The organism is Luteibacter sp. 9133 (genome assembly GCF_000800155.1).
Lineage (GTDB): Bacteria > Pseudomonadota > Gammaproteobacteria > Xanthomonadales > Rhodanobacteraceae > Luteibacter > Luteibacter mycovicinus.
Map to the genome: position 1 here is coordinate 1,645,938 of NZ_JUHO01000001.1, position 14,052 is coordinate 1,659,989.

12 protein-coding genes are annotated in these 14,052 nt (G+C 66.4%); 5 read left to right on the forward strand and 7 right to left on the reverse strand.

The genetic code is table 11. The features are described from left to right. Positions 1 to 154 precede the first annotated feature (154 nt). Positions 155 to 2,167: a TonB-dependent receptor gene (locus tag FA87_RS07130; RefSeq protein ID WP_043693404.1), complete on the reverse strand. Its 2,013-nt coding sequence runs from the start codon at positions 2,165 to 2,167 to the stop codon at positions 155 to 157. An 87-nt stretch (positions 2,168 to 2,254) separates the two neighbouring features. Between FA87_RS07130 and FA87_RS07135 the strand changes: the two genes are divergently transcribed. The 3 genes from FA87_RS07135 to FA87_RS21370 all read left to right on the forward strand — a co-directional run bounded on the left by FA87_RS07135 (position 2,255) and on the right by FA87_RS21370 (position 3,976). Further along, a complete protein-coding gene (locus FA87_RS07135; RefSeq protein WP_043697621.1) occupies positions 2,255 to 2,710 on the forward strand; it encodes a MerC domain-containing protein in 456 nt (151 codons plus the stop codon). A 37-nt stretch (positions 2,711 to 2,747) separates the two neighbouring features. Next, the gene (locus FA87_RS07140; RefSeq protein WP_043693407.1) at positions 2,748 to 3,716 is read left to right on the forward strand and encodes a cation diffusion facilitator family transporter; all 969 of its coding nucleotides are present in this window, start codon (positions 2,748 to 2,750) and stop codon (positions 3,714 to 3,716) included. 95 nt (positions 3,717 to 3,811) lie between these two features. Continuing rightward, positions 3,812 to 3,976, forward strand: coding sequence for a 30S ribosomal protein THX (locus tag FA87_RS21370; RefSeq protein ID WP_079522086.1), 165 nt, complete (start codon positions 3,812 to 3,814; stop codon positions 3,974 to 3,976). 66 nt (positions 3,977 to 4,042) lie between these two features. On the opposite strand, the gene FA87_RS07145 is transcribed toward FA87_RS21370, so the two are convergent. The 5 genes from FA87_RS07145 to FA87_RS07165 form a co-directional block, all read right to left on the reverse strand. After that, a complete protein-coding gene (locus FA87_RS07145; RefSeq protein WP_043693410.1) occupies positions 4,043 to 4,783 on the reverse strand; it encodes a hypothetical protein in 741 nt (246 codons plus the stop codon). Next, positions 4,780 to 5,799, reverse strand: a complete 1,020-nt coding sequence (locus FA87_RS07150; RefSeq protein ID WP_043693412.1) for a hypothetical protein — start codon at positions 5,797 to 5,799, stop codon at positions 4,780 to 4,782. Before FA87_RS07150 ends, FA87_RS07145 begins: the two co-directional genes overlap by 4 nt. A gap of 116 nt (positions 5,800 to 5,915) precedes the next feature. Then, the gene (gene hutI, locus FA87_RS07155; protein ID WP_043693414.1) at positions 5,916 to 7,154 is read right to left on the reverse strand and encodes an imidazolonepropionase; all 1,239 of its coding nucleotides are present in this window, start codon (positions 7,152 to 7,154) and stop codon (positions 5,916 to 5,918) included. Then, positions 7,151 to 8,503: a chloride channel protein gene (locus tag FA87_RS07160; RefSeq protein WP_156128608.1), complete on the reverse strand. Its 1,353-nt coding sequence runs from the start codon at positions 8,501 to 8,503 to the stop codon at positions 7,151 to 7,153. The genes hutI and FA87_RS07160 overlap by 4 nt, the downstream gene beginning before the upstream one ends. Positions 8,504 to 8,568: 65 nt before the next feature. After that, positions 8,569 to 10,140: a bifunctional GNAT family N-acetyltransferase/carbon-nitrogen hydrolase family protein gene (locus FA87_RS07165; protein ID WP_036114014.1), complete on the reverse strand. Its 1,572-nt coding sequence runs from the start codon at positions 10,138 to 10,140 to the stop codon at positions 8,569 to 8,571. Positions 10,141 to 10,261: 121 nt separating this feature from the next. Here FA87_RS07165 and FA87_RS07170 point away from each other — a divergent pair, with 121 nt between their 5' ends. Further along, on the forward strand, positions 10,262 to 11,620 hold the full coding sequence (locus FA87_RS07170; RefSeq protein WP_043693416.1) for a formimidoylglutamate deiminase: 1,359 nt from the start codon (positions 10,262 to 10,264) through the stop codon (positions 11,618 to 11,620). Here the strand turns inward: FA87_RS07170 and FA87_RS07175 are convergent. Continuing rightward, positions 11,584 to 12,012, reverse strand: a complete 429-nt coding sequence (locus tag FA87_RS07175; protein ID WP_043693419.1) for a hypothetical protein — start codon at positions 12,010 to 12,012, stop codon at positions 11,584 to 11,586. The genes FA87_RS07170 and FA87_RS07175 overlap by 37 nt on opposite strands. A gap of 334 nt (positions 12,013 to 12,346) precedes the next feature. On the opposite strand from FA87_RS07175, the gene asnB reads away from it, so the two are divergent. After that, positions 12,347 to 14,017, forward strand: coding sequence for an asparagine synthase B (gene asnB / locus FA87_RS07180; RefSeq protein WP_043693421.1), 1,671 nt, complete (start codon positions 12,347 to 12,349; stop codon positions 14,015 to 14,017). Positions 14,018 to 14,052 lie beyond the last annotated feature (35 nt).

The window sequence follows — 14,052 nt, forward strand, 5'->3', positions numbered from 1 at the left end:
GCGCGAAAAGCCTACACAGCGAAGAAGCGGCACCCCACCATCGCTAGGAGCGCGCCCTGCGCGCGAAAAGCCTACACAGCGAAGAAGCGGCACCCATCATCGCTACGCAGGCTTTTCGCGCGCAGGGCGCGCTCCTACACGGTTTTTTTGTCGTTCAGAAGAACGCGCGCACGCCCACCGACACATTCCGCCCCGGCATCGGCGCCACATCCTTGAACAGCGACGTCGCCGGACGGGCGTTCTGGTTGGTCAGGTTGTTGCCGTCGACGAACGCTTCCCACTGGCTGCGTTCGTCGTTGACGAACGTCCATGCGAAGTGCGCATTGACCAGCGTGTAACCGGCGGTGTCGGTTTCGAACGCGGCGATCTTGTCCTGCTTCATGTAACGCACGGCGCCGAGGCTGGCGCGCAGGCTGTCGGCAGTCCAGCTCAGCGTGGAGCCCACGCGACCGGCGGGAATGCGCGGCACGTTGCCGGCACCGTCGGATAGCGTGGCGCGCACCGTGTCGCCGAACACGCGCAGATCCCAGTTGCCCGACGTCCCCTTCGAAAGGTGGAACGTGGCTTCCGCTTCCGCGCCGCGGAACGTCGCGTCGTTCTGCGACCAGATGCGTACCGGCAGGTCGTCCTCGACTTCGCCGGTGTCGGCGAGATAGATGAAGTTCTTGTACTTGTTGTAGTAGACCGCGACCTTGCCCTCGACCACGTCACCGTGGAAGTGAAGGCCCAATTCGGCCTGGTTGGATTTTTCCTTGTTGAGGTCGCTGCCGATCTCGAAGGTGTTCGAGGCTTCATGCGGGCCATTGGCGAAGAGTTCCTCTTCCGACGGCGCGCGCTCGGCGTGGTCGAGGTTGAGCGACAGATGCCACTGGTCAGCGAAACGCCACGCGGCGCCTGCGGAAAAACTGTTCGGGTTGTAGTCGCGCCTGGCGCCGCTATCGGGCTGGACGGTCTGCTTGTCATGCCGCGCGCCAAGCTCGACCTTCACCGGCCCAAAGTCGCGCTGCTCGGTGAGGAATACACCGACGCCCTTGGTCGTCGTCGCGGGTACGAAGGTCTCTTCGCCCACGGCGGAGAACTGACGATGCTGGGTCTGCACGCCGAAGGCACCGTTCCATCCGGCGAGTTCTTCGTGCGTGACGACGAGGCGGCCCTGGTTGCTGGTCGTCGCAAACGTCGTGCCCGGCGTATCGCCTTCGAACTCCACGTGCTGGTAAGCGCCGTGGCCGAGGTTGAACTCGATCTTCGCGATGCCGTCGATCGGCTGGATGAAGCCTCCCTTCAGACTGTAATTGGTCTGCGCCATCTTGATGTGCACGGGATCTTCGCCCTCCGCCGGATCGCCTGGCTCGGCGGGGCTGCCGTAGAGATCCATGAAGCGCGAGACCGACAGGCCGAGGTAGCCCCACGATCCGAGCAGCGACGCGCCCACCGCGCCGGACGTGGTCTTCACCGCGCTGTTGGCGAGGGTGCCGCCCGGGATATCGTAATCCTCGTTGTCGCGATGCATGCCGTCGACGTGGATGGCGAACCTGTCGTTACCCGCGTCGAGGCGGAGCAGGCCGGTCTTACCGTCCGACACGGAATCGCTGCGCACTTCGGCGCGGCCGGCGAAACCGTTCTCCGGCGCTTTCTCCGGCACGCGGCCGTCGACGACGTTCACGACGCCACCGATCGCGCCGGAACCGTAAAGCAGGGTGGCGGGGCCCTTCAGCACTTCGATCTGATCGGCGAGGAACGGCTCGAGGGTCACCGCATGATCCTGACTGACATTGGATACGTCCTGCGACGACAGTCCATTTTCGAGGACGGCGACGCGGGGACCGTCGAGACCGCGAATGATCGGACGACCGACCGCCGTACCAAGTGCCGAGCTTTGCACGCCCGGAATCGCCGAGACGGTCTCGCCGAGCGACACGGCCTTGGCGTCATCGAGAGCCGAGCCGGCCAGTACGGCCACGGGAGCCACGATCTGGTCGGCGCTCTGGCCCAGGGGCACCGCGTTGACGACGATGGCGTCGAGCTTTTCGGCGTTCTTGCGCGATTTCCCCTGGGTCTCTCTGGCGCTCGCGGGCGCCGAAGCATCCTGGGGAGCGTCTTCGGCCATGGCGGGGAGGGCGCTACCGAACGTGGTAGCCAGCGTCAGGGCGAGAAGGGTTCTGCGCATCGGGGTGAAACTCCGTGGTGTGTTTTGAGATGTTATAAAGTATCATTACTTGCCTGGACCCGTGCAAGAAGTCACGCTATGCATCCCATGACCGATCTCCCTCTCGAATCCGACGCTCAGCAAGTGCCCCGACGCTGGTGGCATGTGGCCGACCGCTTCGGCGCCACGGCCTCCTTCCTCTGCGCGATCCACTGCGCGGCGTTGCCCTTCGTGATCGCGCTGCTGCCTGTGCTCGGCCTGTCGTTCCTGGCCGATCATCGGTTCGAAACCGGCTTCGTCGCCTTCGCCTGCGTCCTTGCCTCGCTGGCCCTGATCTCCGGGTATCGGCGCCACCACCGACGTCTGCCACTGGCTCTGGCGATACCCGGCCTGACCCTGCTCGTGCTCGGCGTAACCTTTCTGCACGGCGGGTCGCTCGTGGTGCACAGCGTGCTCGTGACCTGTGGCGGGCTGCTCGTCGCTTCCGCGCACTTCGTCAATCTCCGGGTCGACCACAGCGAGCATGCGGGCCATATCCACGGCCCCTCCTGCGCGCACCCGTGATTGTGTAACCGCGCCCCGAGCACCTAGCCTTTCGTTCATGGCACACGATCACGCACACGCCCACGGCCATTCCCATGGCCACGCGCATACCCACGACCACGACCACAGTCATGCCGCCGGCGGCAGTGAACGGAAGCTGCTGTTCGCCTTCGTACTGACGACGCTGATGCTGGTGGTCGAAGCGGGCGGCGGCATCCTTTCCGGCTCGCTGGCGCTGCTGGCCGACGCCGGCCACATGCTGGTCGACGCGCTCGCCCTGCTGCTGGCGTTTCTCGGCGCGCGCTTCGCGGCGCGCCCGGCGGATGCTCAGCGCACCTACGGTTACGGCCGCATCGAGGTGCTGGCGGGCTTCGTCAACGCACTGACCCAGTTCGCGCTGGTGGCGTTCATTGTCTACGAGGCGGTGATGCGCCTGTTCAATCCGTCGCCGATCCTCTCCGGCGTGATGTTCGTGGTCGCCGCCGTGGGACTGGTGGCCAACGTGGTGGTGCTGCGCACGCTGCATGGCCACGACCCCGACGACGTCAACATCGCCGGCGCCAGCCTGCATGTGCTGGGCGACCTGCTGGGCTCCATCGCCGCGGTGCTGGCCGCCCTGGCGGTGCGCTGGCTCGACTGGAACTGGGCCGATCCGGTCCTGTCGATCCTGGTCTCGATGCTGATCCTGCGCAGCGCGTGGTCCCTGGTGCGACGTTCCGGCCACATCCTGCTCGAGGGCACGCCTGAAGGCGTCGATCTGGCGGACGTGAGAAGTCAGCTGGAGGGCCTCGATCCGGGCATCCTCAGCATCCACCACGTGCACATCTGGCAGGTCACCGCGGGCTCGCGGATGGCCACGCTGCACGCCGAACTCAAGCCCGGGGCCGATCCGGCCCGCATTCTCACGGTCATCAAGACGACCCTGAGCGAGCGCTGGCGGGTGGGGCACGCGACGGTCCAGGTGGACCCGGGTCATTGTCCGGACGACCTCGAGGGCTGCGGCCAGGACGGCCGGCACACTCACTGAACTGCCCGCCTGAACGGCTGGCGCTTGCCATTTACGCGGCCGCTGATACGATGACCGGCCGTTCCTCTCTACTTTTTCGAATCAAGGAGTTTCCCATGGGCAAGGGCGATCGTCGCACCCGTCGCGGCAAGATCTACCGTTCCAGCTATGGCAAAGCCCGTCCGCACGTCGACGTCGTGACCGGCGCCGCTGTTGCCAAGCCGGCCGCCGCCAAGCCTGCCGCTGCCAAGAAGGCAGCCGCGCCGCGCAAAAAGGCGTAAAGCCGTTCTTGCGTGAGACGAAAAGCCCCGCTTCGGCGGGGTTTCTCGTTTCCGGGGCTTTGACCCCTATAACTCGACGAGGTCCGTAAAGTCGACGTTGCCGCCCGCCGATGCGGCGATCACGTTTTGCTGGACCACGCCCGGAAACAGGTTCTGGGCGACGCCGGCGTGGTTTTCCCTGTTGAACAGATAGGGCAGGTGCGACCACACGCGATACCCGAGCGCCTTGATCGCTTCCACTTCGCCGGCTGCCTTTTCGCTTCCGGAAAGCCGGGCGTAAATCAGGGGCCGATACGTCTTCAGCGTTTCGACACCGCCCGCGATGAGGTCGATCAAAGCATCCGTTTCGTTGATCTTGAGCAACTGCAGCGACGCCAGCCGGAGACTGTCGAGTGTCACGCCGCGAACGCTCTCGTCCGGGCGACCGTCGCCACGGAGTATGTGCGGGCCACGTGAGCCTCCCAGCCACACCGCATGGGCAAACACGTTATCCAGACCGTTGAGCGCGATGGTCGCGCACGATTGCTGGAACCGGATGCGTCGTGGCTCGACCATATGCACCTGACCCCCGGGGCCCACGGCCCGCGACATCCAGAGCGCGTGCGCGGCGTACTCCGCACCGAACTCGAGCACGACGTGCCGCTCATCGACGAGGGCGCTGAGCAGGTCCGATGTCTGTTCGGTCCATTCGCCGTAGGTTTTCAGCGATCGGGCGATCATGTTGTCCGTGGGCACAGCCGCGGCGATGCCGTAGCGGGTGGACCAGAAAGGCGTGGAGGGATCCTGCGGAGACGTCGTAACGGTCATGAAGAAGGCTCGCCGGGCAATGACGGGATGGATTCGCGGATGCTTTCGTAGAACGCGGTGATCTCCTGCCGGCACGCCGCAGCCTGATCGGTGAGGGACGGCTCCTGTTCCGCGAGGAAAGCATGCAGCAGCGCCAGGGAGCACACGTCCCGCGCATCGATGCCCGATAGCAGGCGCGCGCGTGCGAGCGCCGTCCGCGCGATGAGTAACGAGATGGATGGATCGGGCTGTCCGGACCCGGACGCGGTCATGGCGCGGCACAACCGTTCGACCTCCGCCAGGCGCGCCTTGAGGGCGTCACCGCGTACCCAGGACGCCCAGGCGAGGTGGACATCGATCAGGGCATGGATGCCAGCTCGATCGCGAGGTTCGTTCTCGCCCGAGTACCGCGCGACGAGCTCACGTACGGCGAAGAGACGCCTCGCGCCGGTCAGGCATTCGACGTCGCCGAGTGCGCTGCGTATGGCGAACGAGATGGCGATGTCAGGCGACGGCAGCGGCAACAGGTCGACCGATTCCGGCACCATGTACAGCAGCGGCGTTTCGAAAGGGGATGTGCGGTAGACCCACGTCGGATGCGAGGGGATGCCCTGTGCGTCGGTCCTGCGCACGATGGGGCTGTCGCTGAAATGCGCGGCGATGGACAGCGGTTGCGACAGTGGACGGAGGCGTCGCTTGCGTCGCCATCGTCGGATCGCGATCGCGGCGACGCCGGAACCGAACGTGGCAAGGCATGAGACGATCCACGATGCGGGAGCGTCGGTTCGCCCGCTTGTCTCTGCTGAGGGACGCGAGGCCGGTGCGCCCGGTGCCGGTGTGCGGGTGGCGTCGACAGGTCGCCTCGCGTTTTCCTGCGTCTCCATCGCATCGAGCATGCGCGAGACGTCGCGCATCTGGCGTGCGCGCCGCGCGCGCAGCTCATCGCGGTCGTCGGTTTCCTTGCAGGCCACGAGCATGCAGGCGAGCAGGGAAAGCACGCCCGGCGAAAGGCGGGGAAGTTTGGGAAAGAGCAGCATCGCGAATTCGACATCCGTGGTCGCCGACGCCCGGATGGGCGAGGGGACTGCGATCTTAGGTGGCGATGCCGGTCGAAATCGATGGAAGTTTTCGGAAAAATCGGACCAATGTGACGCTAAACGGCTCCCACACGCTCACCCGCAACCCAGCGCTGGCGCAGCAGGTCGCCGCCGATCCAGTAGCAGAGCTCCGGCAGGTGCCTGACGTCCCATGCGACGAGGTCGGCACGCTTGCCCACTTCGAGCGTCCCGCGATCATCCAGTCCCAGCGCGTGAGCCCCGTGGACGGTAGCCCCGCGCAGTGCTTCCTCCGGCGTGAGACGGAAGAGCGTGCAGGCCATGCTCATCGCCAGGCGTAGCGAAAGCAGGGGCGAGGTGCCCGGGTTCAGATCGGTGGCCACCGCCATGGCCACGCCATGCTCGCGAAAGCGGTCGATGGGCGGCGGACGCGTATCACGCAATGCGTAGTACGCGCCGGGCAGGAGTACGGCGACCGTACCGGCCGCCGCCATCGCCCGGACGCCTTCCTCGCTGGTCCATTCGAGATGGTCGGCGGACAGGCCTCCGTACTGTGCGACGAGTGCCGCGCCGCCGAGGTCGGAGAGCTGTTCGGCGTGCAGCTTCACCGGCAGGCCGAGTGCGGTCGCTTTCGCGAACAGCCGGTCCGTCTCCGCATGCGTAAAGCCGATGCCTTCGCAGAAGGCGTCCACCGCGTCGACCAGACCTTCGTCCGCGAGCGATGGCAGCATGGTGTCGCAGACCAGCGCGACGTACTCGTCGCGCCGTCCGGCATATTCGGGAGGCAGGGCATGCATGCCGAGAAACGTGGTGCGTACATCGACGCCCAGCGTTTCCCCGATGCGTCGTGCAACGCGCAGCATACGCCGCTCGGCATCCGGCTCCAGGCCGTAGCCGGATTTGATCTCCAGCGTGGTGACGCCATCCGCGAGCAGGGCCCGCGCACGGGGCAGCGATTGGCGCAGCAGTTCGTCCTCACTCGCTGCCCGCGTGGCGCGCACGCTGGATACGATGCCGCCACCGGCGCGGGCGATCTCCTCGTACGTGGCGCCTTCCAGTCTTTGCTCGAACTCCTGCGCGCGATCGCCGCCGAAGACCAGATGCGTGTGGCAATCGACAAGACCGGGCGTGACCCAGCAACCGGGCAGCGACTCGACACGATGGGCGAGCGCGTGCGGATCGCCGGGCAACTCGGCGCGAGGTCCGACAAAGGCAATGACGCCGTCGTGCCAGCCGATGGCGCCTTGCTCGATCGCACCGTAAGCCTTGCCGTTGTCGGTCAGCGTGGCCAGCCCGACATCGAGAAGGAGGTAGTCCCAGCGGGTATCGGCGGTCATGGCGAGGCGCTCGTCTCGGGAGTGGGAGGCGTTTCGCGACGCGCGCGCTCGGCTTCGTATTGCACGATCAGTACGTCGGCCAGAGCCTTGTACACCGGAACGCGGCAGACCAGAGCCGACGCGCCGCGCGCGAGCAGGCAGGCGGCCATGATCGGCAGGGCCATCATGTGGTTGGCCGTCAGTTCCAGCGAGATCACCGTGGCGGTGAGTGGTGCCTGGGTGACGCCGGACAGATACGCCGCCATGCCCAGAAGCACCACGGCGGAGGTGTCCGCGCCGGGCAGCAGCTGAGCGATGTTGCCACCGAAGCCCGCGCCCACCGCCAGTGCGGGCGAGAAAATGCCACCGGGAATGCCTGCCCACGCCGACGCGATGTTGCCCAGAAACTTGAGTACGCCGAACAGCGGGCCGGTGTCGCTATGCCCCTGCAGGATGTCCTGTGCCTGCGCATAACCGGTGCCATACAGACCGTTGGCGCTGAGCAGGCTGAGCAGCACCAGGGCCAGACCGCAGGCCGCGGCGAAGACGATCGGCTGACGCGCGCGCAGACGGCCCATCGCACCGCGCAGTCCCAGCGTGGACGGAATGATCAGCCGGGCGAACAGGCCACCGGCCAGACCGCCGACGAGGCCGGTGAGCAGCACGGCGATCCACGCGCGACCGAGGGGCAGGGTGGCCGTGATGTCGCCGAAGTAGGCGTAGTTGCCGACGATGCCCAGGGAGACCACGCCGGCGACGAAGACGGCGGTGAGCAGCGTGCCGCTCATGCGGTGCTCGAAAGTGCCGGACATTTCCTCGATGGCGAACACGATGCCCGCCAGCGGGGTATTGAACGCCGCCGCCAGACCGGCCGCCGAACCGGCAAGAATGAAACGGCCCGCAGCGGCAGGGTCGTCGAAGCCGAAGCGCCGGCCCATCGAATACAGCAGCCCCGCACCGACGTGCACGGTGGGGCCTTCGCGGCCGACCGAGGCGCCGCCGAGCAGCGCGGCAAGGGTCAGAGCCATCTTGCCGAGCGCGACCTTCAGCGCCAGCAGGCGGGAACGAAAACCCTCGTCCTCGACCTTCAGTGCCGCGATGGCCTGCGGAATACCCGAGCCCCGCGTCGCTTTCAGCGCCCCCTGTGTCAGCCAGCAGAGCAGCGCGAACATCGGCGGAGTGATGAACAACGGTACCCACCAGCCATGCGACGCCACGCTGTGAAACAGCTCGAAGGCGTAATCCGCGGCCTTGGCGAAGAAGACGGCGGACAGGCCGACGACGATGGCGCCCGTCCAGAACAGGATGCGTCGACGCCACTGCCTGGGCGACAACCATTCGTGCCGGCGCAACTCACGCAGGCGGGTCATGCGCGATGGATGCCCCGGTGCGGGTTCGGCGCCCGGCGTCGGGTCGATGTCGGGAGGGAGTTCGTTCATTTGCCCTCCAGATGTCGTGCCCAGCGTACCTGGTAGAGGTCGAAACGACGGTCCTTAAGGTTCTGCACGGCGCCGGCATTGCGTGCGCGCGCAATGCTTTCCAGCCGCAGATCGGCGAACAGCACCGTCTCGATATTCGGGGTGGAATCCGCGGCGATACCGTCGCGCGCGAACGGGAAATCACTCGGCGTCAGGATGCAGCTCTGGCCGTACTGGATATCGAAGTTGTTCACGCCGGGCAGGTTGCCTACGTTGCCCGAAAGCACCACGTAGCACTGGTTCTCGATGGCGCGTGCCTGCGAGCAGTAACGCACGCGCAGGTAGCCCTCGCGCACGTCGGTGCAGAACGGGACGAACAGAATCAGCGCACCCTGGTCGGTGAGGTGACGGGCCACCTCGGGGAACTCGGAGTCGTAGCAGATCATCACACCGATCGGACCGCAGTCGGTCTGGATGGTCGCCGCGCTGTCGCCGCCGGTGATGTTCCAGACGTTTTTCTCGCTGGGCGTCGGATGCAGCTTCTCGCGCTCGTGGATCGAGCCGTCGCGCAGGCAGACGTAGCAGACATTGTGGATGTCGCCATTGGGCTGCCGGGTCGGGTGCGAGCCACCGATGATGTTGATGTTGTAGTGCACGGCCAGGCGATGGAACAACGCCTTGACCTCGTCGGTGTACTCGGAGAGCCGGCGGATCGAATCCACCGGGGACAGCTCGGCGTTTTCGATCGACAACAGCTGCAGCGTGATCAGCTCGGGGAAGACGACGAAGTCGGCGTCGTAATCGGCGGCGATGTCGACGAAGTATTCCACCTGGGTGGCGAACTCGGCGAACGAAGCGATGCGCCGCTGCTGGTACTGCACGGATGCCACGCGCACCGAGTCGGGCAGTCGATGCGACTGCGACACCTTCGGCGTGTCCGGATGGTTGAGCAACTGCGGGTTGCGCCAGACCAGATGCGCCGCATAGCCGAGCGATTCGTGGTCGGACGGCACGTACTCGCGCAGCAGCCCGATGACCTCGAAGCCGTTACGCAACTGAAAGCTCAGCGTCGCGTCGCGGCGGCTGCCGTCGACGATGGCCTGGACGTAAGCCTCGGCGCTGCCATAGCGGCCGATGGCTTTGGAGAGGCCCGGCAGGCGACCGCCGAATACGATGCCGCGCAGCTTGAGCTCGGTGCACAGACGTTTGCGGGCCATGTACAGCCGCTGGCCGATGCGCATGCCGCGGTAGTCGGGGTGCACCACGACTTCCATGCCGTAGAGCCAGTCGCCTTTGGGGTCGTGGCGCGAGGCGAAACCGCCGCCGGTGATCTGCATCCACGTATGCGGCGCCAGGGCCAGCGCCTCGTTGATCCGGAAGGTGGCGCAGAAACCCACGATCTTCCCCTCGTACTCGACCACGAACTGGCCTTCGGGGAAGTGGGTCTGCTGGCCTTGCAGCATCTCGGCGGAATGACCCCACTCGGCCGTGTAGACACGGGCGGTGAGGGCGACGAGTTCGGGCACGTCGGCGAGGCGTGCAAGCCGAAGCGTGAGCTTCGGCGCCTGAGCGGAGTTGATCTCGGTCATCCCCCCATTATGCGCCCGCGCGGTGAAATCGCCGACAGATCCGCGATAGCCTGCCGTCCCCATGCAGGAGCGGGCCCCGCCCGCGATACCATGTCGAGATACCCCCCAAGGACATCTCCCCATGTCACATCAGAAGCTCGCCGCCGACTATCTCTGGCACGACCGCGGATGGCGCTCGGGGGAGGGTGGTATCGCGGTGGCCGCCGGTCGCTTCGCCGATGCCTCACCGGCCCCGGAAGAGCGCATCGGCCGCTTCGTGCTGCCGGGCATGCCCAACCTCCACTCGCACGCGTTCCAGCGCGCCATGGCCGGCATGGCCGAACGTCGCGGTCCGGGCGAGGACAGTTTCTGGACCTGGCGCGAGACGATGTACGCCTTCGCGGAGGCGATCGACCCCGACGACATGAAGGCCATCGCGACCCAGCTCTACATCGAGATGGTCAAGGCCGGCTACACCCAGGTCTGCGAGTTCCATTACCTGCACCACGGTCCCCGGGGCGTGCCCTACGCCGATCCGGCCGCGATGTCGCTGGCGCTGATCGAGGCGGCCAGGGAAGCCGGGATCGGCCTCACGCTGCTCCCCGTCCTGTACATGACGGGCGGATTCGACGGCCGGGCACTGAACGAGCGCCAGCAGCGGTTCCGCAACGACGTGGGCCAGTATGTCGCGTTGCTGGAGCGCCTGGCGCCTCTGCAGAACGACATGCTGCGTCTGGGTGTGGCCCTTCATTCGCTGCGCGCCGTTCCCGAGGAGGCGATGCGTGCGCTGCTCGCCACGGGCGTCTGCCGTGACCTGCCGATCCACATTCATATCGCCGAGCAGATCGGCGAAGTGCAGGATTGCCTCGCCGCGCGTGGCGCGCGTCCGGTGGAATGGTTACTCGACCACGCGGACGTCGACGCGCGCTGGACGCTGGTCCATGCCACCCACCTGACGCCGCACGAAACCGACCGGCTCGCGAAGACCGGTGCCGTCGCCGGGCTATGTCCGACGACGGAAGCGAACCTGGGGGACGGCCTGTTCCCGCTGGCGGCCTATATCGATGCGGGCGGCAAGCTCGGCATCGGCTCCGATTCGCACATTTCGGTGTCGCCGGTGGAGGAATTGCGCTGGCTCGAATACGGCCAGCGCCTGCTGACCCGGCATCGCAATGTGGCGGCGCGTCGGCCGGAAGAAAGCGTGGGTACGGTCCTGTGGCAGCGCGCGCTGGACGGCGGCGCGCAGTCGGCCGGCGTCAACGTGGCACGTCTTGCGCCCGGCTCACGGGCGGACATGCTCGTCCTCGACGATCGCTCGCCGTTGCTGGCGGCGCGCGGCGAAGCGGACGTGATCGACAGCTTCCTGTTCGCCGGCAACACGCCGCTGGTGCGTGACGTGATGGTGGGCGGCACGTGGCGTGTGCGCGACTTCGCGCACGCCGCCGAAACGCGTGCCGCCGAGGCTTATCGCGGTGTGGTCGAAAGGTTGGTCGCCGCCTGAGCCGCCGGGCCCGACGGGCATTTCGACTTGCCGTAGAGGCCTTCCGCGGCGGGCTCGTTCCTGGCCAGCGCATCGGGCGACGCGTAGATAGATACGGCGAGGTCGCACCGGTTGTCGCGCAGCGTGAAGCGCACGGTGTCGATGCGGGTCGGCGGCTCATCGTCGAGCCTGCAGGCAGTGTTCTTTGCAAGACGGATCGTGAGCGTGTTGTCCTTCGCGTCGACGACATCGAAGTGCGCGTTCTGGCAGCCGTGCCAGGTGAGCGAGTCCTTGCCGACGGTGAGGATGCGCAGACCGGTGAAGGCGTTGCTGTAAGGATCCCAGTCGCCGGCGATCCATGCCGGCGCGGTCTGGGCCGTGGAGAGAAGAGCGAGCGCGAGGAGGGGAGTCATGGGATGCCTCGGTTCCGGAAGTCGTGTAGGAGCGAGCCCCGCTCGCGATGCTTTTTTTGCGGAGTGCCGCCCCCGCAACGTGACATCGCGCACAGGGTGCGCTCCTACAGAGTAGCAATCGCGGGGGAGGGTGTTGCATTGCAGCGATCTTCATGCTCTATTCGACTCATGACCCGCCTCGCCGCCAATAACGCCAATACCAATAATGCCCGTAACCTCGGGAGGGTCGGCGTGTAGGCGGTTGCGAGACAAACCACCAGACACCAAAGGCCCGCCCTCACCAGGCGGGCCTTTTTCTTTGCGCGTTTCCCCATTGATAGCCAGGAGCAAGACCATGTGTTCGATCTTCGGGATGTTCGGCCTCGCGGCCGGTGATGACCTGGTCGCATTGCGCCGTGAGGCGATGTCGCTTTCGCAGCGGCAGCGCCATCGCGGGCCGGACTGGAGCGGTGTCTACGTCGACGACGGCGCGATCCTCGTTCACGAACGCCTCGCCATCGTCGACCCCGCCAGTGGCGCCCAGCCGCTGCGTTCCCCAGAAGGCGACCTGGCCCTGGCCGTCAACGGCGAGATCTACAACCACCGTGAGATTCGCGCCGCCAGCAGCTATCCGTTCACCACGGGCTCCGACTGCGAGGTGATTAACGCGCTGTACCGCGAGCACGGGGCGGACTTCCTCGGTCAGCTCAACGGTATCTTCGCTTTCGCGCTCTGGGACGCGGGCCGCCAGCGTTACATCATCGCCCGCGATCCGGTCGGCGTCTGCCCGCTGTACTGGGGCCACGATCGCGAAGGCCGCCTCTGCGTCGCATCGGAAATGAAGTCGCTGGTCGGTGTCTGCGCGGACGTGGCGCCCTTCCCGCCGGGCCATGTCTACGACAGCCAGACCGGTGAGGCCGTGCGTTACTGGACGCCTGAGTGGCGCGACTACGATGCGACCGTCGGCAAGACCATCGACCCGAAAGATCTCCGTACCGCGTTCGAAGCCGCCGTGCATCGCCAGATGATGACCGATGTGCCCTATGGCGTGCTCCTGTCGGGCGGTCTGGATTCGTCGCTGGTCGCCGCGGTCGCCGCGGGTTATGCGCGCCGCCGTATCGAAGAAGACGACCGTGGCGAAGCCTGGTGGCCGCGTCTGCACTCGTTTGCCATCGGCCTCGAAGGCTCGCCCGACCTGAAAGCCGCCGAGATCGCGGCCGAGGCGCTGGGTACCGTCCATCACGGCTTCCGCTATACCTTCGAGGAAGGCCTCGACGCGCTGCCCGAAGTCATCCGCCACATCGAGACCTATGACGTCACCACCATCCGCGCATCCACGCCGATGTTCCTGCTGGCGCGACGGATCAAGGCGATGGGCGTGAAGATGGTGCTCTCGGGCGAGGGTTCCGACGAGGTCTTCGGTGGTTACCTGTACTTCCACAAGGCGCCGTCGGCCCGCGCCTTCCACGAGGAAACCGTACGCAAGCTGGATGCGCTGCATTATTACGACTGCCTGCGTGCCAACAAGTCGATGTCCGCCTGGGGTGTCGAAGCCCGCGTGCCCTTCCTCGATACGGAATTCCTCGAAACGGCCATGTCGATCGACGCCGAGGCCAAGATGGTCGCCCGCAAGGGTATCGAGAAGGGCCTGCTGCGCGAGGCCTTCGAAGGCGCCTTGCCGGATTCGATCCTCTGGCGCCAGAAGGAGCAGTTCAGCGATGGCGTGGGTTATGGCTGGATCGACGGCCTGAAGGCGCATGCCGAGAAGATGGTTTCCGATCGTGAGTTCGCGGCCGCCGCGGCCCGCTTCCCGGTGAACCCGCCGGCGACCAAGGAGGCATTCTTCTACCGTACCGTCTTCGAGACCCATTTCCCGGGAGAGGCCTGTGCGGCCACGGTGCCCGGCGGCAAGTCCATCGCCTGCTCGTCCCCGGCTGCGCTGGCGTGGGACCCTGCCTTCGCGGCCGCCGCCGACCCGTCGGGCCGGGCCGTGCGTGGCGTTCACCAGGAGGCCTTGCCGGCCTGAGGGCAGCCGCTCGTCTGTAGGAGCCCGCCCTGCGG

Excerpts from the sequence above, each read along its gene's own strand:
- FA87_RS21370 (WP_079522086.1), top strand. The coding sequence starts at position 3,812 with ATGGGCAAGGGCGATCGTCGCACCCGTCGCGGCAAGATCTACCGTTCC.
- hutI (WP_043693414.1), bottom strand. The coding sequence starts at position 7,154 with ATGACCGCCGATACCCGCTGGGACTACCTCCTTCTCGATGTCGGGCTG.
- FA87_RS07175 (WP_043693419.1), bottom strand. The coding sequence starts at position 12,012 with ATGACTCCCCTCCTCGCGCTCGCTCTTCTCTCCACGGCCCAGACCGCG.
- FA87_RS07145 (WP_043693410.1), bottom strand. The coding sequence starts at position 4,783 with ATGACCGTTACGACGTCTCCGCAGGATCCCTCCACGCCTTTCTGGTCC.
- FA87_RS07160 (WP_156128608.1), bottom strand. The coding sequence starts at position 8,503 with ATGACCCGCCTGCGTGAGTTGCGCCGGCACGAATGGTTGTCGCCCAGG.
- FA87_RS07140 (WP_043693407.1), top strand. The coding sequence starts at position 2,748 with ATGGCACACGATCACGCACACGCCCACGGCCATTCCCATGGCCACGCG.
- FA87_RS07165 (WP_036114014.1), bottom strand. The coding sequence starts at position 10,140 with ATGACCGAGATCAACTCCGCTCAGGCGCCGAAGCTCACGCTTCGGCTT.
- FA87_RS07170 (WP_043693416.1), top strand. The coding sequence starts at position 10,262 with ATGTCACATCAGAAGCTCGCCGCCGACTATCTCTGGCACGACCGCGGA.
- asnB (WP_043693421.1), top strand. The coding sequence starts at position 12,347 with ATGTGTTCGATCTTCGGGATGTTCGGCCTCGCGGCCGGTGATGACCTG.
- FA87_RS07130 (WP_043693404.1), bottom strand. The coding sequence starts at position 2,167 with ATGCGCAGAACCCTTCTCGCCCTGACGCTGGCTACCACGTTCGGTAGC.
- FA87_RS07150 (WP_043693412.1), bottom strand. The coding sequence starts at position 5,799 with ATGCTGCTCTTTCCCAAACTTCCCCGCCTTTCGCCGGGCGTGCTTTCC.
- FA87_RS07135 (WP_043697621.1), top strand. The coding sequence starts at position 2,255 with ATGACCGATCTCCCTCTCGAATCCGACGCTCAGCAAGTGCCCCGACGC.